The organism is Bacteroidota bacterium, from assembly GCA_021300195.1.
In the GTDB taxonomy this organism is placed as follows: domain Bacteria; phylum Bacteroidota; class Bacteroidia; order J057; family JAJTIE01; genus JAJTIE01.
Genome location: JAJTIE010000010.1, coordinates 16,512 through 36,364 on the forward strand (window position 1 = coordinate 16,512; position 19,853 = coordinate 36,364).

16 protein-coding genes and 1 tRNA gene are annotated in these 19,853 nt (G+C 57.5%); 13 read left to right on the top strand and 4 right to left on the bottom strand.

Annotated features, from left to right (window positions below):
* The first annotated feature begins 17 nt into the window (after positions 1 to 17).
* The 7 genes from lptE to LW884_03065 all read left to right on the top strand — a co-directional run bounded on the left by lptE (position 18) and on the right by LW884_03065 (position 8,451).
* Complete coding sequence (gene lptE, locus LW884_03035) at positions 18 to 512, top strand: LPS assembly lipoprotein LptE (protein ID MCE3007306.1); 495 nt, start codon at positions 18 to 20, stop codon at positions 510 to 512.
* 11 nt (positions 513 to 523) lie between these two features.
* Positions 524 to 3,121: a hypothetical protein gene (locus LW884_03040; GenBank protein MCE3007307.1), complete on the top strand. Its 2,598-nt coding sequence runs from the start codon at positions 524 to 526 to the stop codon at positions 3,119 to 3,121.
* Complete coding sequence (gene secG, locus LW884_03045) at positions 3,118 to 3,471, top strand: preprotein translocase subunit SecG (protein ID MCE3007308.1); 354 nt, start codon at positions 3,118 to 3,120, stop codon at positions 3,469 to 3,471. The genes LW884_03040 and secG overlap by 4 nt, the downstream gene beginning before the upstream one ends.
* Before the next feature lie 118 nt (positions 3,472 to 3,589).
* Entirely contained in the window at positions 3,590 to 5,587 is a 1,998-nt protein-coding gene (locus LW884_03050; GenBank protein MCE3007309.1) for a dehydrogenase E1 component subunit alpha/beta, read from the top strand.
* A 192-nt stretch (positions 5,588 to 5,779) separates the two neighbouring features.
* Positions 5,780 to 6,667, top strand: coding sequence for a M23 family metallopeptidase (locus tag LW884_03055; protein MCE3007310.1), 888 nt, complete (start codon positions 5,780 to 5,782; stop codon positions 6,665 to 6,667).
* A 149-nt stretch (positions 6,668 to 6,816) separates the two neighbouring features.
* Positions 6,817 to 7,374 carry a histidinol-phosphatase gene (hisB, locus tag LW884_03060; GenBank protein MCE3007311.1) on the top strand — a complete coding sequence of 186 codons (558 nt, stop codon included), beginning with the start codon at positions 6,817 to 6,819 and terminating at the stop codon, positions 7,372 to 7,374.
* A gap of 210 nt (positions 7,375 to 7,584) precedes the next feature.
* Positions 7,585 to 8,451: an RNA polymerase sigma factor RpoD/SigA gene (locus tag LW884_03065; protein MCE3007312.1), complete on the top strand. Its 867-nt coding sequence runs from the start codon at positions 7,585 to 7,587 to the stop codon at positions 8,449 to 8,451.
* 325 nt (positions 8,452 to 8,776) lie between these two features.
* On the opposite strand, the gene LW884_03070 is transcribed toward LW884_03065, so the two are convergent.
* Positions 8,777 to 10,855 carry a tungsten formylmethanofuran dehydrogenase gene (locus tag LW884_03070; GenBank protein MCE3007313.1) on the bottom strand — a complete coding sequence of 693 codons (2,079 nt, stop codon included), beginning with the start codon at positions 10,853 to 10,855 and terminating at the stop codon, positions 8,777 to 8,779.
* A 185-nt stretch (positions 10,856 to 11,040) separates the two neighbouring features.
* Between LW884_03070 and LW884_03075 the strand changes: the two genes are divergently transcribed.
* Together LW884_03075 and LW884_03080 are read left to right on the top strand one after the other, a co-directional pair.
* Positions 11,041 to 11,880: an alpha/beta hydrolase gene (locus LW884_03075; protein MCE3007314.1), complete on the top strand. Its 840-nt coding sequence runs from the start codon at positions 11,041 to 11,043 to the stop codon at positions 11,878 to 11,880.
* On the top strand, positions 11,877 to 12,695 hold the full coding sequence (locus LW884_03080) for an RNA polymerase sigma factor (protein ID MCE3007315.1): 819 nt from the start codon (positions 11,877 to 11,879) through the stop codon (positions 12,693 to 12,695). The genes LW884_03075 and LW884_03080 overlap by 4 nt, the downstream gene beginning before the upstream one ends.
* Before the next feature lie 76 nt (positions 12,696 to 12,771).
* Here the strand turns inward: LW884_03080 and LW884_03085 are convergent.
* Positions 12,772 to 12,845 (bottom strand) — tRNA-Asp (locus LW884_03085).
* 171 nt (positions 12,846 to 13,016) lie between these two features.
* Here LW884_03085 and LW884_03090 point away from each other — a divergent pair.
* From LW884_03090 to truB, 4 genes are read left to right on the top strand one after another with little or no spacing between them, the layout of a single operon-like run.
* Positions 13,017 to 13,862: a permease-like cell division protein FtsX gene (locus LW884_03090; protein ID MCE3007316.1), complete on the top strand. Its 846-nt coding sequence runs from the start codon at positions 13,017 to 13,019 to the stop codon at positions 13,860 to 13,862.
* Positions 13,859 to 14,206: a DUF3098 domain-containing protein gene (locus tag LW884_03095; protein MCE3007317.1), complete on the top strand. Its 348-nt coding sequence runs from the start codon at positions 13,859 to 13,861 to the stop codon at positions 14,204 to 14,206. Before LW884_03090 ends, LW884_03095 begins: the two co-directional genes overlap by 4 nt.
* Positions 14,207 to 14,219: 13 nt before the next feature.
* On the top strand, positions 14,220 to 15,014 hold the full coding sequence (locus LW884_03100; GenBank protein MCE3007318.1) for an undecaprenyl-diphosphate phosphatase: 795 nt from the start codon (positions 14,220 to 14,222) through the stop codon (positions 15,012 to 15,014).
* A 10-nt stretch (positions 15,015 to 15,024) separates the two neighbouring features.
* On the top strand, positions 15,025 to 15,726 hold the full coding sequence (gene truB / locus LW884_03105; protein ID MCE3007319.1) for a tRNA pseudouridine(55) synthase TruB: 702 nt from the start codon (positions 15,025 to 15,027) through the stop codon (positions 15,724 to 15,726).
* A 109-nt stretch (positions 15,727 to 15,835) separates the two neighbouring features.
* On the opposite strand, the gene trxA is transcribed toward truB, so the two are convergent.
* Together trxA and dnaE are read right to left on the bottom strand one after the other, a co-directional pair.
* Positions 15,836 to 16,168, bottom strand: coding sequence for a thioredoxin (gene trxA, locus LW884_03110; protein MCE3007320.1), 333 nt, complete (start codon positions 16,166 to 16,168; stop codon positions 15,836 to 15,838).
* Position 16,169: 1 nt separating this feature from the next.
* A complete protein-coding gene (dnaE, locus tag LW884_03115; protein MCE3007321.1) occupies positions 16,170 to 19,700 on the bottom strand; it encodes a DNA polymerase III subunit alpha in 3,531 nt (1,176 codons plus the stop codon).
* Positions 19,701 to 19,853: the final 153 nt, after the last annotated feature.

Sequence of the window (19,853 nt, forward strand, 5' to 3'; positions counted from 1 at the left end):
CCTAACGTAAAGCCTGTATGCGGTACTACCACCTAGTGTACACCTGCCTGCTGGGCCTGGCCCTGCTAGCCGCCTGCCAGTACAGCCAGGCTGGCGGCAAGCTGGAGGGAGAGACCATAACCGTGGCCAAGCTGGGCAATACGGCCACCCTGGTAGTGCCTAGCCTGGCACAAAACTTTACCGAAGCGCTGCGCGACAAATTTCTGCAACAAACGCGGCTGAAGCTGACCGACCGCGAGGGGGACCTGCAATTTAGCGGAAACATCACCCGATATGAGGTGGTGCCCCTGACAATACAGGCGGGCGACCAGGCCAGCCAGAACCGGATGAACCTGACTGTGCATATCCGCTTTACCCACCGGCTGGCACCAGAGCAGAGCTGGGAGCAGGATTTCACCAACTTTATAGACTTCCCTGCCGAGCAGAATGCACAGGCCGAAACGCTGTACCTACCCGAACTGGTGAATAAACTGGTGCAGGATATCTTTACAAAAACCCTCTCGAACTGGTAATTTAAAGGACTATGAATCCCATTCAGCTGTACCAAAAGGCCTTCTACACCAACCTATCGCTAGCCGAGCGAACCTGGATGGAGGAGCAGATGCAAGCGCATCCCTACTTCTCGGTGCTTCATCTGGTAGAAGCCAAAAACAGCCTGCACGAGGGCCGAGCAGATGCAGAACACCTGCGCACCATCGGTGCCATCTATGCCACCGACCGGCAAAAGTTTGCCGAATACATGGATCAGGCCCTCAAGATCAAACTGCCTGAAGTGCCCCCCCCACCGGCAGAATCCACCGATTCTGACCATGCCAGCGCAAAGGCCATAGACGAAAAGGAGGAACCTGAGGTGCCCGTACTACCCGTGTCAGAGGCACCGGCACCTCAGTACCCCACCCTGCCTCTGACAACGGAACAGCCCGCCACCCCTACCCTACCACCGGTAGCCGAGCCAAAGGCTCGAGCGGAAGCGCCCGGGCTACTGCCGGATGATGCGATAAAGGCAGAAAACGAACCCACCCAAGAAATACAGCCCCCTGCGGGCACAGGCAAGCGTACGGAGGAAGCCACCGAACTGGAAACTGCCAGGGCGATGGCGCAGCCTGCCGAAGTGGTTCCGACCGGCACAGGGACAGAACCCCCCCTGCCTGCCAGTGAGCTCAATACCCGCCTGGAAGATCGCCTCCGGCAGGTGCTAAGTGGCCACCAGGAACTGGGGGGCCAGATACGCAGCCAGATACGTAGCCATACCACCACCACCAGCAGGCCCGAAACGACGGCACCCGCCGCAGGCACCCCACCGGCCTACCCGGAGCCGGTAAGCCCGGCAGCCAGCGCACCGGCAACCCGTAAGGGCGAAGACCATGGTTCGCTGGACGAACTGCAGGCCCAGCTGGAGGAATTTGTAGAGGCTAAAAAGCAAGCGGCTGCACGAACAGAAGAGATATCCCACCCAGCGGCGCCCACCCGGGTGCCCCCCATACTGGAGGGCGAAAATAGCCTCAAACGGTTTGTACCCCTGGAAGCCGACCCCAAGCCCGAAACCCTGAACGCGCCCACACGCGAGGCCGAGGCACCGGCACAGCCCACAACACCGGAGGCTATACCGGCTGAGCCGAAACCCCAGCAGCTGCCCCACACACACCCCACGGAGCCGATTCAGACGGAGAGCTTCAAACGATTTGTGCCCCTGCTGCCCGACCCAAAACCTGAAACCCTGAATGCGCCGCAGAGCAGGCACGAACAACCCGATATGCAGGGGGGCAGCATGGAGGTGCCGCCCATAGATGTTGAGCCACAGGAACCCCTGGAAGAAAGCATCCCGACGGAGGGGCTCCGTACAGAGAGTTTCGACCGGTTTGTGCCCCTGGAAACAGAGAGCAAGTTTAATCAGCTGCCCGGTGCAGCCGAAAACCAGGTAGAGACTGCGCAAGAAGTTCTGCCGACCAGTCAGCCCGCTGCTGCGGAAATCCTGGCGGTAGACGCACCCGTGGTAGAATCCATAGCCCCGGAAAAACAACCTGCTGTAGAAGCAGCGGTACTCGGCACCTTCCGCCAACAAGATAGCCAGCCTATTCCCACTGATCCGCTGGGAAAAATTGTACCCATTACTACCGAGTCCTTTGCCCGCTTCATCCCATTGGAAGCCGATCCTAAGCCTGCTACCCTGAACGCCCCCAGCCAGCTGCCCGAGGAGCCACAAAGCGACGAGGCCACGGTCCGGCCAGAAGCCCAGTCGGCAACTACGCCGACAGCCACCCCACCAGAACCCCTGCCCGCAGCGCAGCAGGCTACCCCAACCCGACCCACAACGCACGAAACGGACGGCGGAATACTGGATCTGATCCTGGGAATGGCCAGCGAATTTCAAACCGAATATGACGCCCCCAAACCGAAAGAAGCGCCCGAGGCTGCTACCCACCTACCCTCATCTGTAGCCGAGCCTACGCCCACACCAGCGGTAGTAGTGCCAGAAGCGCACCCACAGAAGACAGAAGCCGCACTCCCCCAGGCTGAGCCAGCAGCGGCGAAAGAAGAAGCAGCCGAGGTGCACACACCTGCACCCACCGAAACCCGCCAGCAGACTGCAAGCGTGCCTGCACAAGACACGGCCCTGGATGCGCGGCTCAAAACTTTCCGCGAAAATCTGGACAAAATCAAGACCAAAACGACCGCTAACCCTACCCACATCACCCTGGAAAGCATACAGGAGAAATATCTGAACAGTGTGGTGCAGTCCTTTGGAGAGGGTTCCGGCAGCACACCCGCCACACCCCCACCCGCCACGCCCGCAGAGGCCCAACAACCTGACGCTGAAGCTGAAATGCCTACCGCCACAGATATACCACAGAGCAAAAAAATAGACCAGATGCTAGAACGGCTCGGTAGTTTTCATCCCAAGCCGGGCCCTGGCGAAGACGAATACCTGGATGAGGCCAGCCTACAGAACCGGGCAGCCCAGGCCGAAGCCCGACCCACTACCTATGCCACCGAAACACTGGCCAGGGTGCATGTACAGCAGGGGAATGTGGAGACCGCAATTGAAATTTATGAGAAACTGAAATTGCTATATCCTGAGAAAAGTGCGTACTTTGAAGCCGAAATTTCAAAACTGAAATGATCTATCTATTCGTTATCATCCTGCTACTCGTGTGTGTAGCAATCCTGGGGCTCATCCTTATTCAAAACAGCAAGGGCGGTGGCCTGGCCAGTAATATGGCCGGATCTCAGATTGCCAGCCAAATGATGGGAACACGCCGCGCCGGCGATACCGTGGTTAAGCTTACCTGGTACCTGATGGGCGCGCTGGTGATCATCACCTTTCTCATAAACCTGAGCATGGCCCCAGCCGGCCCAGCGGTGAATGAAAGGGAACAAGCCCAGCCTGCTGCCGCACCGGCAGCTGCGCCTGCCGCACCGGCTACGCCCGCTGCACCTGCGCCAGCTAGCCCCGGCCAGCCACAGCAGTAGTCGCTCCCGGAATTTCTGCGGGCGTCTCTCTGCATCATAGCGTGCTATAGCTCCCCTGTGCAGGCATGCATAGCGCTCCCGCCCGTATCTATCCCCCCGTACGTTCGTTTTACCTACTATGGCTACCCGCTCTCTCCTGTCTATTGACTATCAGCGTGGCGACCTTTCAAACGAAGAGCTAATTCAGCTCTATCGCGCCATTCTGCTCCCCCGGATGATTGAAGAGAAGATGCTGATCCTGCTACGGCAAAACAAGATCAGCAAATGGTTTTCGGGCATCGGGCAGGAGGCCGTGTCTGTGGGGCTAACCCAGGCGCTGAATGCGGCAGACTTCATCTACCCCCTGCACCGAAACTTGGGCGTATTCACCAGCCGAAATGTACCCCTGCAGCAGCTATTTGAGCAGTGGCAGGGAAAACCCGGCGGGTTTACCAAGGGGCGAGACCGCTCCTTCCACTTTGGCACCGAGCAGCACCGCATCATTGGCATGATCTCTCACCTGGGTGCCATGCTGGGCGTGGCCGACGGCACCAGCCTGGCCAGCAACCTACAGGGCCAGGACTTCATCTCCGTTGCTTTTTCCGGAGACGGGGGTGCCAGCGAGGGCGACTTTCACGAGGCACTGAATACCGCTGCCGTGTGGCAGCTGCCCGTACTGTTTGTGGTAGAAAACAATGGCTATGGGCTAAGCACGCCCAGCCACGAGCAGTTTAGGTGCAAACAGTTTATAGACAAGGGCATAGGCTATGGTATGGAGGCCGTGCAGGTAGATGGCAATAACCTGCTGGAGGTATACCGCACCGCGCGCAGGCTTGTGGCCCGCATGCGTGTGGAACGAAAGCCCATCTTGCTGGAGGCCATGACCTTCCGCATGCGTGGGCACGAAGAGGCCAGCGGTACCAAATACGTACCCCAGGCACTCATGGACGAGTGGGCGCAGAAGGACCCAGTGCAGAACTACGAGGGCTACCTGCTGGAAACCGGGGTACTGAGCGAGCAGGATGTAGCCGACATCCGCAAGGAAACCCGGGACCAGATCAACCTGAACTGGAAGCAAGCCATGGCCGCCCCAGACGTGGCACCGAACCTGGCAGCCGAGCTGGGGGACGTGTATCCTGCCCTAGATGTGCCCGAGGTACAGCCCACCGGGCCCGAACCCGAGCGCCGCTTTGTAGATGCCATAAGCGAAGGCCTGCGCCAGAGCATGGAGCGCCACCCCGAGCTGGTGCTGATGGGACAGGATATAGCTGACTATGGAGGTGTATTCAAGATTACGGACGGCTTTACAGAAGCATTCGGAAAAGAACGGGTACGTAATACCCCCCTCTGCGAAAGCGCCATAGTGGGGGCAGCCTTTGGCCTCAGCCTGGCCGGGCACCGGGCCATGGTAGAGATGCAGTTTGCCGACTTTGTAAGCTGTGGGTTCAACCAGATCGTGAACAACCTGGCCAAAAACCACTACCGCTGGGGGCACGCCCCCCGTTTAGTGGTGCGCATGCCCACCGGTGCCGGGGTGGCAGCCGGGCCATTCCACAGCCAGAGCAACGAAGCCTGGTTTTTCCACACCCCCGGTTTGGTGATCTGCTACCCCAGCAACCCCTACGATGCGAAGGGCCTGCTGAACAGCGCCCTGGCCTACGGGGGGCCCGCCCTGTACTTTGAGCACAAAAAGCTGTACCGGAGCCTGAGTGGCCCGGTGCCCACAGCCTACTACACCCTGCCGCTGGGCCAGGCCCGCGTGGTGCGCAGTGGGCAGGATGCGACCATTGTAACCTACGGCATGGGCGTACACTGGGCACAGGCAGCCGTAGAAGCCCTGAAAGCCGATGTGGAGATCATTGACCTACGCACACTGGTACCCTGGGATCGAGAAACCGTATACGCCTCCATCCGCAAAACTGGCAAGGTGCTGATGCTGCATGAAGACACCCTAACCGGCGGCATAGGAGCCGAATGGGCGGCCTGCGTGGCCGAAGACCTGTTTGAGCAGCTAGACGGCCCCATTATGCGGGTGGGGAGCCTGGATAGCCCCGTGCCCTTCCACGCCGCCCTGGAGGAGCAGTTCCTGCCCGAGGCACGCCTGCGCGAAAAACTGGAGAGCCTGCTGGGCTATTAGGGATCCGGCACAATGCAGGTGGATAGCAGGCCGCCCTGGCCCCGGTGGTTGCCAAAACTGCCCTGACGCACAAGAATAAGGCGTTAAAAATCGTTAACCGGAGCAAAACTACCGTCGGGTAATGCTGCCAGCCCCGCAGGCTTTGTGTACCTTTGCAGAGCGAACAGAAAACAACCGGCTTAAATAGCGCTGATGGCACGCAAATATTTTATCTATAACTCGGATACGTATCGGTATGAAGCCCATATCCTTACGAAACAGCAAAAGCTAAATAAACTGGGCTGGACAATGGGCGGAGCAGCTGTACTCACTGCGCTATTCCTTGCCCTTAACTACTGGGTGCTGGGAGACATAAGCAAAGGCGCGGCAGACAACCTGAATAAGCAGCTGGCAGACCAAATGATGGACCTGCGCCTGCAGCTGCAAAAGATGGATCTATCTATCGAAAAGATACACAAGAACGATCAGTCGTACTTCCGCAGCATCCTGAACCTGCCTAAGATAACTACAAGTGAGTGGGAAGCCGGTTTTGGTGGCTCCGAACAATCCATCTATGAGGGGAAGCCCAACTATCTGCGCCAGACCCTAATACTGGAGCAAAAGCTGAACCACAAATTCAGCTTGCAGAAACAAAGCTTCCGGGAGCTGGCTACCGCTAGTGCAGCCAACCAGGATCAGCTAAGCAAAGTGCCCACCCTGCGCCCCCTGAAGGGCCGTATTTTAAGTGGATTTGGCTATCGCAGAGACCCCATCTCCGGCGGTGTGCATTTTCACCCAGGCCTGGACCTGGATGCCCGGTACGGCGAACCCATACATGCCGTAGCCGAAGGCACTGTGATAGAAGCCGGTGGATCCGATGGCGGCTATGGCATCCAGGTAGAGATAGACCATGGCTACGGCTATGTAACCAAGTATGCCCACATGAGCAAGCTGGCTGTAAAGCCTGGCCAGAAAGTAAAGCGCAAGGACGTGATCGGCTATGTAGGCAACACGGGGTATTCCGTAGGCGCCCACCTGCACTATGAGGTGATCCGATACGGAAACAAAATCGACCCGCGCGACTACATCCTGGCAGACTAGCCGAGTGTAGCGCGGCAGAAGCTGAAGCCAAGTAGAAACTATCCGAAAAATAGAGCACCCACAGCGGGGTGCCTGGGGCATTCATCCAGTCAGCAATTTATTTATACATTTGCCAGCCCAAGCCGATACACGGGGGATCTATAAAGAGTATGGCAAAAAAAATCCTGTTCCTGGATCGAGATGGTACCATCATACGCGAGCCAGACGACTTTTGTGTAAACCGCCTGGATAAGATCAGCTTCCTGCCGGGGGTTATCGGGTCGCTGGCCCGCCTGTGTGCAGCCGGATATGAGCTGGTACTGGTAACCAATCAAGATGGGTTGGGGACTGAGGCCTTCCCTTACTCAGACTTTGAGGGGCCAAACCAGTTTATGTTGGATATTCTGGCTAGCGAGGGGGTTTCCTTTCTGGAAATTTGTGTAGATGGACACTATGCGCATGAACAGCATCCCAACCGGAAGCCCGGAACGGGCATGATTCTGCCCCTGCTGAAGAAGTATGAGGTAGACCTGGCCAGCAGCTGGGTGGTTGGCGACCGAAAAACGGATGCCAAGCTGGCCGAAAACCTGGGCTGCGCCAGCATTACCATCAAAGACCCCGCTAGCAAGGATGGAGATGTAGGCCTGGCCGACATGCCCCAGCACCCCACCTGGCAGGTGCGCAGCTGGGCCGAAATTGTGGCGCGCTTGTTACCCGCAGGGCACTAACCGGTTCCGAGCATTGTTTCAATAGATTCAAATAGGCGATGAAACCGCTTTTTTCCACAGAAACGTAACCTTCCGATTATACATACGTACATAGCCGTAGTTATAAGCCCAGCACCGGTGGAAAGCAGCGGAGAGCCTGAAACGCAAGCAAGCAAGGCTCATTACAACCTTCTTCCAGAAACTTCTTCTAATTACATACCCACTACCCGCATGAGACAATTAAAGATTAGCAAGCAGATTACCAACCGGGAATCTCAATCTTTAGACAAGTATCTCCAGGAGATTGGAAAAGTAGAGCTCTTGACCCCCGATGAGGAGGTAGAGCTTGCCCGCCGCATTAGAGAGGGAGACCAAACTGCCCTGGAAAAACTAACCAAGGCCAACCTGCGCTTTGTAGTGTCGGTGGCCAAGCAGTACCAAAATCAGGGTCTTTCTCTGGGCGATTTGATTAATGAAGGGAACCTGGGCCTGATTAAGGCCGCCAAGCGTTTTGATGAAACCCGGGGCTTCAAGTTTATTTCCTATGCAGTGTGGTGGATCCGCCAGAGCATACTGCAGGCCCTGGCCGAGCAGAGCCGCATTGTGCGCCTGCCGCTGAACCGGGTAGGTGCACTGAACAAGATTGGCAAAGCATTCAGCAAACTGGAGCAGGAGTATGAGCGTGAGCCTGCCCCACACGAAATTGCCGAGGCGATAGAGGGCATGAGTGCCAGCGAAGTAAGCGATACCCTGAAGATTGCCGGGCGCCACATCAGCATGGATGCGCCTTTTGTGCAAGGTGAGGAAAACCGCCTGTTGGATGTGCTGGAAAATGACGAGGAGCCCAGACCAGACCAAGGCCTGATAAATGAAAGCCTGAGCCAAGAGGTGGAGCGCGCCCTGAGTACCCTGACCCAGCGCGAGGCAGAGGTGGTGTGCCTCTACTTTGGTATCGGCGTAGAGCACAGCCTGACCCTGGAAGAGATAGGCGAAAAGTTTGACCTAACCCGTGAACGGGTACGCCAGATTAAGGAGAAAGCCATACGCCGGCTGCGCCACACCAGCCGCAGCAAGATGCTGAAGGCTTACCTGGGCTAGGGATCACTAGCAGCAGAGCCCCCCTCAAAAGGGATTTGTACCGAACTTTCAGCAGTGAGCAGGTTCGCATAAAGAGCCTGCTCACTCTGTGTTGTTTGGCCCTTTGCAAATAACCCCCAGGTAGTACCCTGGTCTCCAGCTCATCGAAACCTGATTTCATCAACAACTCCATGAATAAGGAGTGGGTATTCGCTGTGCACGGGAGCTGCCAGTTACAGCACCATACTCCTCCGAGGAAGGCACAGGTAGTACGTTAGTACGTACGTATCACCCACCTTTCGGGCAGAACACCACACGCCTGGCAAACCCCTGAGTGCGCAAATACCTACCAGGCCAACAGCTCGCCCAGCCGGGCCGCTACTTTTTCGGCACTGGGCAGATAGGCGGCTTCCAAGCCCGAGTTAAGCGGAATGGCGGGGGTATTCTCGCTACCTACCAGCTGCACAGGGGCATCCAGGCGGGTAAAGAACCGGGTAGCAATACGGCCCGTAAGGGCTTCGGCAAAGCTGTTGGGGGCTGGCTCTTCAGTTACCACCATCACCTTGCCATGCCGCAGCACCACCTCAGTTATCAGCGGCCAGTCTAGCGGTTCCAGCGAGCGTAGGTCTACGATCTCTACCTGGCCCGGGTACTGCAGGCTCGCATTCAGGGCCCAGTGCACACCCATTCCCCAGGTTACTACAGCACAGGTATCCCCCTCCGCCAGCTTTTGGGGGTCGGCAGCCTGGGCTACCCGCCCCTTGCCCAGCGGCACCACATAGTCTCGGTCTGGCTCGGGGGTCATGGCGGCCTTGGTGCCAGGCACCTTGCTCCAGTACAGGCCCTTGTGCTCTAGTAGCACCACGGGATTGGGATCGTAAAATGCGGCCTTAAAGAGGCCCTTCATATCTGCCGCATTGCTGGGGTAGGCAATCTTCACCCCCCGGATGTTGGCAATCACGCTCTCTAGGCTGCTGCTGTGAAAGGGCCCGCCACTGCCATAGGCGCCCAGTGGCACGCGTATCAGGCTCTGGGCATTCCACTTTCCGTTGCTCAGGTAGTAGCTGCGGCTCAGCTCGGCAAACAGCTGGTTCAGCCCAGGCCATATATAGTCCATAAACTGAACCTCCACCACAGGCTTGGCACCCACAGCACTCATCCCCACGGTGGAGCCTATGATGTAGGCCTCCTGAATGGGTGTGTTGAACACGCGGTCTCGCCCAAACTTCTGGGCTAGCGTGGCAGCCTCGCGAAAAACGCCACCCAGCCGGTGGCCCACATCCTGGCCATATAGCAGGCTCTCGGGCACATCCTCCAGTATCTCCTGCATGGCGTGCAGCGCGGCATCCACCATCACCACCTTTTCGGCCCCGGCAGGCTCGCGTGTTCCCTTCTCCGTGTGGATGGGTGTGGGGGCGTAGATGTGTGTAAAAAGCTCTGTTGGCTCGGCAGCGGCCCGTGCTTTCTCAAAGGCGGCACGCACCTCGGCAAAGGCTTCTTCGGCCAGCTGGTCCAGCTCGGCCACAGGCACACCCGAGCCCAGTAGTGCCTGCCTAAACCGGGGATAGGGGTCTTGGCTCGCGGCCTCGCTCCACTCCTCCGCCTCGCGGTACCACTCACTGCGCACCCCGCTGGTGTGGTGGCCCAGCAGGGGCACATTGGCCTGTACCAAAAAGGGGCGCCGCTCTTTGCGGATCAGCCCAATCACCTCGGCCAGCAGCTGGTAGCTGGCCTCAAAGTCTGCCCCGTCTACACGGCGGGTCTCCAGCCCCGGGAAGCCCTGCGCAAAACGGACGGCATCCATAGCCCGCATCTCGTCGCCACTGGCACTTATGCCCCAGTTGTTGTCTTGCACCAGGTAGAGGATGGGCAGCTGGTGCAGGATGGCCATCTGCATGGCCTCACTTACCTCGCCCTCGGTCATGGCCCCGTCTCCTATGCTGCACACCACCACAGGGGGGGTACTAGCATCCCAGCTGGCAGCGCCCTGCTGCTCCAGGTACTTGATGCCATGGGCGGCACCGGTGGCAGGGATGGCCTGCATGCCCGTAGCACTGCTCTGGTGGGGTATTTTGGGCCGATCCGCATCGCGCAGGCTGGGGTGCGCATAGTAGGTGCGCCCACCGCTAAAGGGGTCGTCGCGCTTGGCCAGCAGCTGTAGCATCAGCTCGTAGGGGGTTTTGCCTATGCCCAGCAGGATGCTCTCATCCCGATAGTAGGGGTACACAAAGTCGTGGGCCGCTAGCAGATAGGCACAGGCTAGCTGGATGGCCTCGTGCCCGCGGCTGGTGCTGTGCACATAGTGGGCCACGGCCCGGTTTTGGTCATACACCCGCGCCATTTCCTGCACATAGCTCATATGCTTCCAGGCGCGGAGGAGGGTTTCGCGGGGGATAGACACGGCTTGGAGACTAGACTGTGGCATGGGCTGGATAGGTTATCAGCTACGAAACTAACGATTGTTAGGTTTCGGGGCAAGCCGATGCGTAACGATCACCTTGACCAGGTGTAGCAGCGTGCACCGAAGAAAAAGCAAAAAACATCCGCCCAAAATTCACGATCCCCCTGGCGCGACTGTCTAAGCAGGATAATAACCCTAAAAAAATATCCATGAAAAAAATGATTCTCACCACCACACTCATTGCTGGCGGCCTGGGTGCTGCCTGGGCACAGCCACACCCGCAGGGCCAGGCACAGGCAAACAAGCCGGTTATCCTGATCATCCATGGCTTTCCGGGCAATGCCAGCGACTGGGAAGAAACAGCAGCGGCCCTATCCACACACTACCGCGTCCTTCTGCCCGACTTAGCCGGATTTGGTAAGCAGGAAGCCAGGGGGCTTAGCTTCGAACAGCTGTGGGTGGATAGCCAAGCCCAGAAACTGAAAAACCTGCTCGAGCAAGAGCAAGTAGAAAACCTGTACGTGCTGGCCCATGACTATGGCGTGCCGGTGGCTATCTCGCTTAGAGCCCTTATACCCAACCGGATACAGAAAATGGTGCTAACCGCAGGCAACCTCCTGAGCGCCCCCCCGCTGAACCTGATGATGAAAGCAACCAGCAAGCCCCTGGTGGGTGGGCCAGCCAGGGCACTCTTGTTTTCCGCCTTTTCAAACAACGCCATGCGCAAAATGGGCACCCGAAAGGGCAAACACTATCCCGTGAAGAACACTGCCCTGGAGCGCCAGGCCATCAAAACCATTTTTGGTACTGCCCTGGGAGACATGAAAGGCTATTTTATGCCCATAGAGCAGCAGGCCAGAAAGACAGACATTCCGGTACTGCTAATCTGGGGAGAAAAAGACCCCTTTTTCCCGATTGAGCACACACAGCGGATGCAGGCAGCACTACCCCAGGCGGACCTTACCACCTATGCCGGCGTGGGCCACTACTGCTACCTGGAAGAAAAAACTAAATTTACCGAGGATGTGCTAAATTTCTTTTCGAAATGACCGTACAAGAGGAACAAACACTGGTTAGGCAGGCGGTGGCGGGAAGCAAAGAGGCGGTGGAAAAGGTGGTAGTCTACCTGCAGGCCGATCTGTACAATCTATCCATTCGTTTCCTATTCGACACCGAGGAGGGAAAAGATGCCACCCAGGAGATCCTTATCCGGCTGATAACACGGCTTAGCACGTTTGAGCACAAAAGCAGGCTCAAGACCTGGGCCTGGCGGATCGCGAAAAACTACCTGATCAACTACAAGGAAAGTCGAAAAACCGCACAAAACGGCTTCTCTTTCGAAGCCTTCTCGGCCTACCTGCAGCAAGACTCGGCCCAGGATGCGTACGCCGGGCCGGATGGGCCGCTGCTGGAGCTAGAGGTCAAGCTATCGTGCTCTACGGCCCTACTACAGTGCCTATCGCGCGAGCAGAGAATCGCCTATCTACTGGGCGAGCTGTTTGAACTGGGCAGCGAAGAGGGGGCCTATGTAACGGATACTCGTCCGGAAAACTTCAGGAAGCGACTGTCTGTAGCAAGAGAGCGGATCCGGGGATTTATGCAAGACAACTGCGGCATTGTAAATCCGGACAGGGCATGCCGCTGCCAAAAGCGCATCCAGGCCGGCCTGGATAGCCAAAGAATAAAGCCCGGAAAACTAAACTTTGTAGGTGCACTATCGCAGGAGGAAACCGTAAGGCAGGTAGAGGGCCTGGCCAGCCTGGCCGCGCTGTACCACACCCAGCCCAAATACCAGGTACCCGGCGCGCTGCAAGATGCTGTAAGGGCGCTGATAGCGAGCCGAAAGTTTGATGTACTATCCTGAGGCCCCTGATCCAAAACCTGGGCATCCAATAAAGCAAAAGGCTATCCGTTTGGATAGCCTTTCTTTCTTTCAGTTGCGGTCCGGACGGGACTCGAACCCGCGACCCCATGCGTGACAGGCATGTATTCTAACCAACTGAACTACCGGACCGTCTTGGGAGGGACAAAGGTAGACAGGATTTTGTTTGAGGCAAATACCTGACTCCAAAAAAATGAAAAAAATTAGACTGTGGATGAAGTAAGCATCCGCCTGCCGCTGTGTTTATATCTGCCCGATAGGTACGGGCGCCCGCAAGAGAAAAAAAGGCGAACTTTGCGGGCTATGAAACCGAATGCTACCCCGGTCATCTCCTCTACGGTGAATAACACCCTGATTCTGTTTTTTGTCGGGCTGTTCTTTTTCATTGCACTGGCAGCCAATGTACTGGTAGACTTTGCATCGAATAGCCTGGTGGTAAAGGTGGTGGTGAGCGATAATATGACAAAAGCCGAGGCAAATGACTTCATCCAGCGGCTGATGAAAACCAGCTATGCAGAGCGGGCACAGTTTGTAAGCAAGGAGGAAGCCCTGCAGCGCTTCAAAGACAAGGCCGACCTGGCCGAGGTAATGGGCGAGAACAACCCACTGCCCGCCACCGTGGAGCTGTATGTAAAGAAGGAGTACCTGAATGAGGCCGACATGGAGGCCATCACCAAAAAACTGGTGCAAACCCCCGAGGTGTACGACGTGTATTACCCCCGCACCATGATTAAAAACGTGGTGGAAAACCGGGCGCTCTTTCAGGTACTGGCGGGCACCGTAGGGCTGATCCTCATTGTGGTGGCGTTTTTCCTCATCATGAATACCGTTCAGCTCGGCATTTACAGCAAGCGCATGATGATACGCAGCATGCAGCTGATAGGGGCCACTTCGCGCTATATCCGCGCGCCATTTTTGCGCTCGGGCATGCTGCAGGGGCTGGTGGCGGGCACCCTGGCCAGCGCACTCATTTTCGTGCTGCTGCAGGGGCTAGCCAGCTTTATGCCGGCTGCAGCCGTGCTTATTTACCGGCCCGAGGTATTCGCACTCTATTTTTGTCTTATTTTAGCGGGCGTGCTACTTGGATGGTTTAGCAGCACGGTGGCCGTAAATCGCTTCTTAAACAAGAATCTGGACGAAATTGTATGAGTAAAAAGACGAATGGCAAAAAGCCCCAGGTGCTGAAAACCCCCATCGGACAAAAAGCCACCCCCGGCCACACAGAGAAACGCGGCCACCGGAGCCCCGCCATGCAGCACATGCCCTTTGTGCGCGAGAACTTTGTGCACCTGGGCATTGGCATCGCCCTGCTCATCATTGGCTACCTGTTCATGAGCGACGACACCTTTACAGATGCGGCCGAATTCAGCACAGCCCTGTACATAGCACCCTTCTTTACCATCGGGGGCTATGTATACATCCTCTTTGCCATCCTGCGCGGCCACCGGAAACGCATAGGAGGCAGGGGCCAGAACGAGCAGCAAGAAAACTAGACCCAGGGTATTTATGTCCGTACTTGAGGCATTCCTGCTCGGTATCCTGCAGGGACTAACCGAATTTCTGCCCGTCAGCAGCTCTGGCCACCTGGAGCTGGGCAAGGTGTGGCTGGATGTATCGAACGCCAACGACACCACCTTCACCGTAGTGGCACATGCCGGCACCGCCCTTAGCACAATCATCGTCTTCTGGGATAGGGTAAAGCAGTTGCTGCTGGCACCCTTCCACAGCCGAAAGAGCGAGAGTTTCCAGTACCTCCTGTTTGTGCTGATAGCGGCCGTACCGGTGGTGGTGCTGGGCCTGCTGGCCCGGGATGCGGTGGATGCCCTATTTAATGGCAACCTGCTGCTGGTAGGCAGCTGCCTGCTGGTTACCTCCGGCCTGCTCTTCTTTGCCAGCCGGGCCCGCGACCGGGGTGGAGAGGTCACGGGCCGCAGCGCCTGGATTATCGGCCTGGCGCAGGCCGTAGCCGTACTGCCGGGCATTAGCCGCAGCGGCGCTACCATCAGCACTGCACTCATGCTGGGCATACGGCGAGACCGAGCCGCACGCTTCAGCTTTCTCATCGTGCTCATCCCCATATTCGGGGTAATGGGGCTGGATGGCCTAAAGCTAGCCACCGGGGCCGAAACGCTGAAACTAGGCTGGGCACCCCTGCTTACTGGCTTTATTACCAGTTTCTTCGTAGGCCTGCTAGCCTGCCGCTGGATGGTGAGGATTGTGCAGCGGGGGGGGCTAGTGCCTTTTTCGCTCTACTGCCTGCTGGTAGGGCTTGTCACGCTCTATTTCGGCTTCGCAGGCTAGGGGGGGGTACATGAGCAGGACAGCCGATAAACCCGACTACGCCGCCGGTGCAGTCATCCTGATAGACAAACCCACGGGCTGGACCAGTTTCGACGTAGTGGCCAAGCTGCGCAATGGACTGAAGGTAAAAAAGATTGGGCATGCAGGAACATTGGACCCACTAGCCACAGGCCTCCTCATCCTGTGCACAGGGGCTTATACCAAGCGCATACAGGAAATACAGGACGCAGATAAAACCTACATCGCCGAAATCACCTTTGGCGCTACAACAGACACCTACGATGCGGAGGGCAGCCTAACCCCCGGCCAAGACCCCGCCGGCCTGACTGAGGAAAAAGTAAAAGAGGCCCTACAAGCGTTTGTAGGACCGATCCTACAGATGCCCCCTGCCTTCTCGGCCCTGAAGGTAAAGGGGAAACGAGCCTACGAGCTGGCCCGTGCGGGCCAAACACCCGAGCTGAAAGCCCGAGCCATACACATACACAGCCTGGAGCTAAGCCACTGGGCGGGGCCGGTGGCAGTGGTGCAGGTGCAGTGTAGCAAGGGTACCTATATACGCAGCCTGGCGCACGACCTGGGGCAGGCCCTGGGCACCGGTGCCTACCTGAGCGGCCTACGGCGCACCGCCATAGGCACCTATAGCGTGGCGCAGGCCCTAAGCCCGGAGGCCTACCTGGCCCGGTTTGGGGCACAGGCCCGGACCGACCTGTAGTAGGCGGGGCTTTACCATCCCCCATCTTCCAGCAGCCCAGCCCGGGGCGAAAACAAAAAGGCCCGGCTATGCGCCAGGCCTCTCTATTGTTTCGCGGGGTGGAACCAGGCTAGGATACCAGTGCGCCCTCTATCTTCTTTTTCAGCACAGGCTTGGGCGCAGCGCCTACCTGTTTGTCTATCATTTCGCCGCCCTTAAACAGCATCAAGGTCGGGATGGAAGTAATGCGGAAATGCTGGCTGATGGCGGGATTCGCATCCACGTCCAGCTTGCCAATTACCACGGTACCCTTGTACTCATCGGCCAACTCCTCCAGGGCGGGGGCTATTGCCAGGCAGGGGCCGCACCACTGTGCCCAGAAGTCTACAAAAACGGGTTTTTCGCTCTTCAGTACAAGTTCCTCGAAGTTTGCGTCGGTCAATTCTACAGTGTGTTGTCCCATTTTACTTAAGATTATAACGAATATTGAGATGATCCAGAGAATTCAGCAGCTCGCTACTGGCCCGCACTTTTAGCTGGTGCGCGTGTAGCTGCAGGGGGCCTTTTATGTCGCTGTCAAATATAACGAACTCAACAGGCTTATCCCCCTTAAAGTTCTCAAAAAGTTGAATTAGTTGCATACTGAAACTGGTATTGATTTGCTCGAGCGACAGCTGTAGTTCCAGCAGCTTCACCTTTCGTTCCAGCAGGCCCTCCAGGCGGCTCACGTCTTTTACTTTCAGCTCATACTCTTCACTGTTGTAGTAGCGGCTTTCCCACAGGGCCTCCACCAGCACGCAGTTGTTTATGCTTAGGGCACCCTTTATCTTGTCGTAGGCATCGCCAAAGACGGTAAACTCCCTGCTACCGCTAAAGTCCTCGAGCACAAAGGAGCCGAAGGTATTGCCCTTTTTGCTGGTGCGCTCTCGTGCGGCGGTAATGATGCCCGCCAGTAGCACTTTTCCGCCATTGGCCTCCTCGGGCAGGGTGGCTATCTCGGTGGCCTTGGCTGCCAGGATCTCGGCGCGAAAGCTATCCAGCGGATGGCCGCTGAGGTAGAAGCCGATGACATCCTTTTCTCGGTTGAGCTGCTCCATGGTGCCCCAGGCCTCTCGCTGTGGCAGGATAGGCTCCATAGCCTCGGGGAGGCCAGTGCCAGTGGCATTACCACCACCAAAGAGGCTGGTCTGTGCACTACTCTTTTGTGCCTGCACGCGGTTGCCATAGGTGGCTACCAACTCGGCCCCGCTCATCTCGGCATCTTTCTCATTGGCCTTGAAAAACTGGGCCCGGTGCACGCCCGAAAAGCAGTCTAGCGCCCCGGCCATGGCCAGGGCCTCCAGCACGCGGCGTCCGCCCAGGCGCTTGGGGTCTACACGCGCGGCCAGGTCGAATACCGAGGCATAGGCACCGCCTTCCTTTCGGGCCTCTACAATGGCCTCGCAGGGCCCCTCGCCCACCCCCTTGATGGCACCCAGGCCGAAACGGATGGTCTGATCATCCTGCACGCTGAAGCGAATAACGCTGTGGTTTACACTAGGGGGTAGCACCTGGATGCCCATCCGGCGGCACTCTTCCATAAAGAAGGTAATCTTGTCAGTATTATCCAGGTTATGGCTCAGGATGGCTGCCATATACTCAGCCGGATAATTGGCCTTCAGGTAGGCGGTACGAAAAGCCAGGATGGAGTAAGCCGCGGCGTGGCTTTTGTTGAAGCCATAGCCGGCAAACTTGGCCATGATGTCGAACACCTCTCCGGCTTTATCAGCATCGGCGGTGCCCTGCTGTGCACAGCCTGCTATGAAGCTGGTGCGCTCCTGGGCCATCACCTCCGCTTTTTTCTTGCCCATGGCCCGGCGCAGCAGGTCGGCCTGGCCCAGGCTATAGCCCGCCATGGCCTGGGCGCACTGCATTACCTGCTCCTGATACACCATAATGCCATAGGTCATATTCAGGATAGGCTCCAGGCGCGGGTGGGGATACTCCACGGGGTCTATGCCATTTTTGCGATTTATGAAGAGAGGTATGTAGTCCATTGGCCCCGGTCGGTACAGGGCATTCATGGCTATCAGGTCTTCGATGTTGGTGGGCTTCAGCTGGCGCAGGTACTTGCGCATGCCGTCGCTCTCAAACTGGAAGGTGCCTACGGTGTCTCCCTGCTGGTACAGTTCGTAGGTTTTGGCATCATCCAGGGGGATGTGGTCTGCATCTATGTCTTTTCCGTGCCGCTCCTTTATCAGCCTACAGGCTGTTTTGATGATCGAGAGCGTTTTCAGGCCCAGGAAGTCCATTTTCAGCAGTCCGGCGGCCTCGGCCATGGGGCCTTCGTACTGGGTGGTTACCACATTGTCTCGCGTGCTCATGGCCACGGGCGCATAGTCGCTGATGGTGCCTGGCGCTATAATGACCCCGGCAGCGTGTATGCCTGTCTGGCGTGTGGTTCCCTCCAGCGTCAGGGCATAGCGCATCATCTTTTGCACAGCGGGGTCGGGGCTTTCCAGGGCTTCTTTCAGGTGGCCATAGTGGTCGGGGTTGTCTTCGCGGGTTAGCGCTTTGGCAAAGGTGATGCCCGGGCGCTCGGGTATGTACTTGGCTATCTTGTTCACCTCGGCCAGGGGCACACCCAGCACGCGGCCCACATCGCGCAGGGCGGTCTTGGCCCCCATGGTACCGTAGGTGATGATCTGGCTCACGCTCTGCTGGCCATACTTTTCTACCACAAAGTCGATAACCTGCTGGCGGCCCTCGTCGTCAAAGTCCATATCGATATCCGGCGGGCTTACCCGCTCGGGGTTCAGGAAGCGCTCGAATAGCAGCTGGTACTGCAGCGGGTCTACGTCTATTATGCCAGTGGCATAGGCCACCACACTGCCTGCGGCACTACCCCGCCCGGGGCCTACCATTACCCCCCGCCTGCGGGCTTCGTTGGTTATCTCCTGTACGATGAGGAAGTAGCCGGCAAAGCCCATCTTCTGGATGATGGCCAGCTCGGTGTCTATGCGGTCGGCAATGTCGGTACGTAGCTCGCCGTACTTTTTGCGGGCACCCAGCAGGCTTAGGTGCCGCAGGTAGGCATCCATATCGGCATACTCCGGGGGTATCTGGTACACCGGCATCAGCAGCTTTCCGCCCAGGTCCAGGTTCAGGCTGCAGCTGTCGCTCAGGCGCAGGGTGTTCTCCAGTGCCTCGGGCACATCGGGGAAGAGGGCGGCCATTTCTTCTGCCCCTTTCAGGTAGAAGTTGGGGTTCAGGCTGCGGTCGTCATCACTTACGGTAAAGCGGAATCGGTTTGGGTCGTTGTAGTCGCTACCGGTCTGCAGGGCCAGCAGCAGGTCGTGGGCCTCGGCGTCCTGCTTTTCCACATAGTGTACATCGTTGGTACACAGCATGGGTACGTTGTACTTTGCGGCCCATTTTTTCAGCACGGCATTGCACTGGTGCTGCTGGGGTATGCCGTGGTCTTGTAGTTCTATGTAATAGTCGCTGCCAAATAGGTCCAGGTACCAGCGAAACACCGCCTCTGCGGCCTCCTCGCCCTGGTTCAGCAGGGTCTGGTTTATCTCGCTGGCCAGGCAGCAGGTGGTGGCTATCAGCCCCTGGTGGTGCCGCGCCAGTAGTTCTCGGTCTATGCGGGGGTTGTAGTTATAGCCCTCTGTAAAGCCCAGGCTGCTCAGCTTGCACAGGTTGTGGTAGCCTGTTTCGTCTTTGGCAAACAGGATCTGGTGGTAGGTGTAGTTGCCATTGGGGTTATGCTTGGTGTGCTTGGGCTCATGCAGGCTCTTGGCAGCCAGGTAAAACTCGCTGCCCACAATGGGCTTGATGCCTTCGGCCCGGCAGGCCAGCACAAAATCGGGCACGCCGTACATATTGCCGTGGTCGCTGATGCCCAGGGCGGGCATGCCACAGGCGCAGGCTTTTTTTACCAGCTTTTTTATTTTGCCGGCCCCGTCCAGCATGCTGTAGTCGGTGTGGTTGTGCAGCGATACGTATTGCATCTCGTAAAATTAGGGGTCAGCGGCCCAGCTTGCAATCTGGCCCGGATCAATTCAAACAAACAAACGGCTGCCCGGCTTTCAACAAAAAACCTGCGGGCATTTATGCCAGATATGCAGCAGTGGGGGGCAATCCCGCCCGGGGCTAGCCGCAGG

What these genes read in the sequence shown, in the direction of transcription:
- dnaE (MCE3007321.1), bottom strand. Translation starts at nt 19,700, where the DNA reads ATGCAATACGTATCGCTGCACAACCACACCGACTACAGCATGCTGGAC.
- LW884_03050 (MCE3007309.1), top strand. Translation starts at nt 3,590, where the DNA reads ATGGCTACCCGCTCTCTCCTGTCTATTGACTATCAGCGTGGCGACCTT.
- LW884_03040 (MCE3007307.1), top strand. Translation starts at nt 524, where the DNA reads ATGAATCCCATTCAGCTGTACCAAAAGGCCTTCTACACCAACCTATCG.
- LW884_03100 (MCE3007318.1), top strand. Translation starts at nt 14,220, where the DNA reads ATGTCCGTACTTGAGGCATTCCTGCTCGGTATCCTGCAGGGACTAACC.
- hisB (MCE3007311.1), top strand. Translation starts at nt 6,817, where the DNA reads ATGGCAAAAAAAATCCTGTTCCTGGATCGAGATGGTACCATCATACGC.
- LW884_03065 (MCE3007312.1), top strand. Translation starts at nt 7,585, where the DNA reads ATGAGACAATTAAAGATTAGCAAGCAGATTACCAACCGGGAATCTCAA.
- LW884_03090 (MCE3007316.1), top strand. Translation starts at nt 13,017, where the DNA reads ATGAAACCGAATGCTACCCCGGTCATCTCCTCTACGGTGAATAACACC.
- trxA (MCE3007320.1), bottom strand. Translation starts at nt 16,168, where the DNA reads ATGGGACAACACACTGTAGAATTGACCGACGCAAACTTCGAGGAACTT.
- LW884_03075 (MCE3007314.1), top strand. Translation starts at nt 11,041, where the DNA reads ATGAAAAAAATGATTCTCACCACCACACTCATTGCTGGCGGCCTGGGT.
- lptE (MCE3007306.1), top strand. Translation starts at nt 18, where the DNA reads ATGCGGTACTACCACCTAGTGTACACCTGCCTGCTGGGCCTGGCCCTG.
- LW884_03055 (MCE3007310.1), top strand. Translation starts at nt 5,780, where the DNA reads ATGGCACGCAAATATTTTATCTATAACTCGGATACGTATCGGTATGAA.
- secG (MCE3007308.1), top strand. Translation starts at nt 3,118, where the DNA reads ATGATCTATCTATTCGTTATCATCCTGCTACTCGTGTGTGTAGCAATC.
- LW884_03080 (MCE3007315.1), top strand. Translation starts at nt 11,877, where the DNA reads ATGACCGTACAAGAGGAACAAACACTGGTTAGGCAGGCGGTGGCGGGA.
- LW884_03070 (MCE3007313.1), bottom strand. Translation starts at nt 10,855, where the DNA reads ATGCCACAGTCTAGTCTCCAAGCCGTGTCTATCCCCCGCGAAACCCTC.
- truB (MCE3007319.1), top strand. Translation starts at nt 15,025, where the DNA reads ATGAGCAGGACAGCCGATAAACCCGACTACGCCGCCGGTGCAGTCATC.
- LW884_03095 (MCE3007317.1), top strand. Translation starts at nt 13,859, where the DNA reads ATGAGTAAAAAGACGAATGGCAAAAAGCCCCAGGTGCTGAAAACCCCC.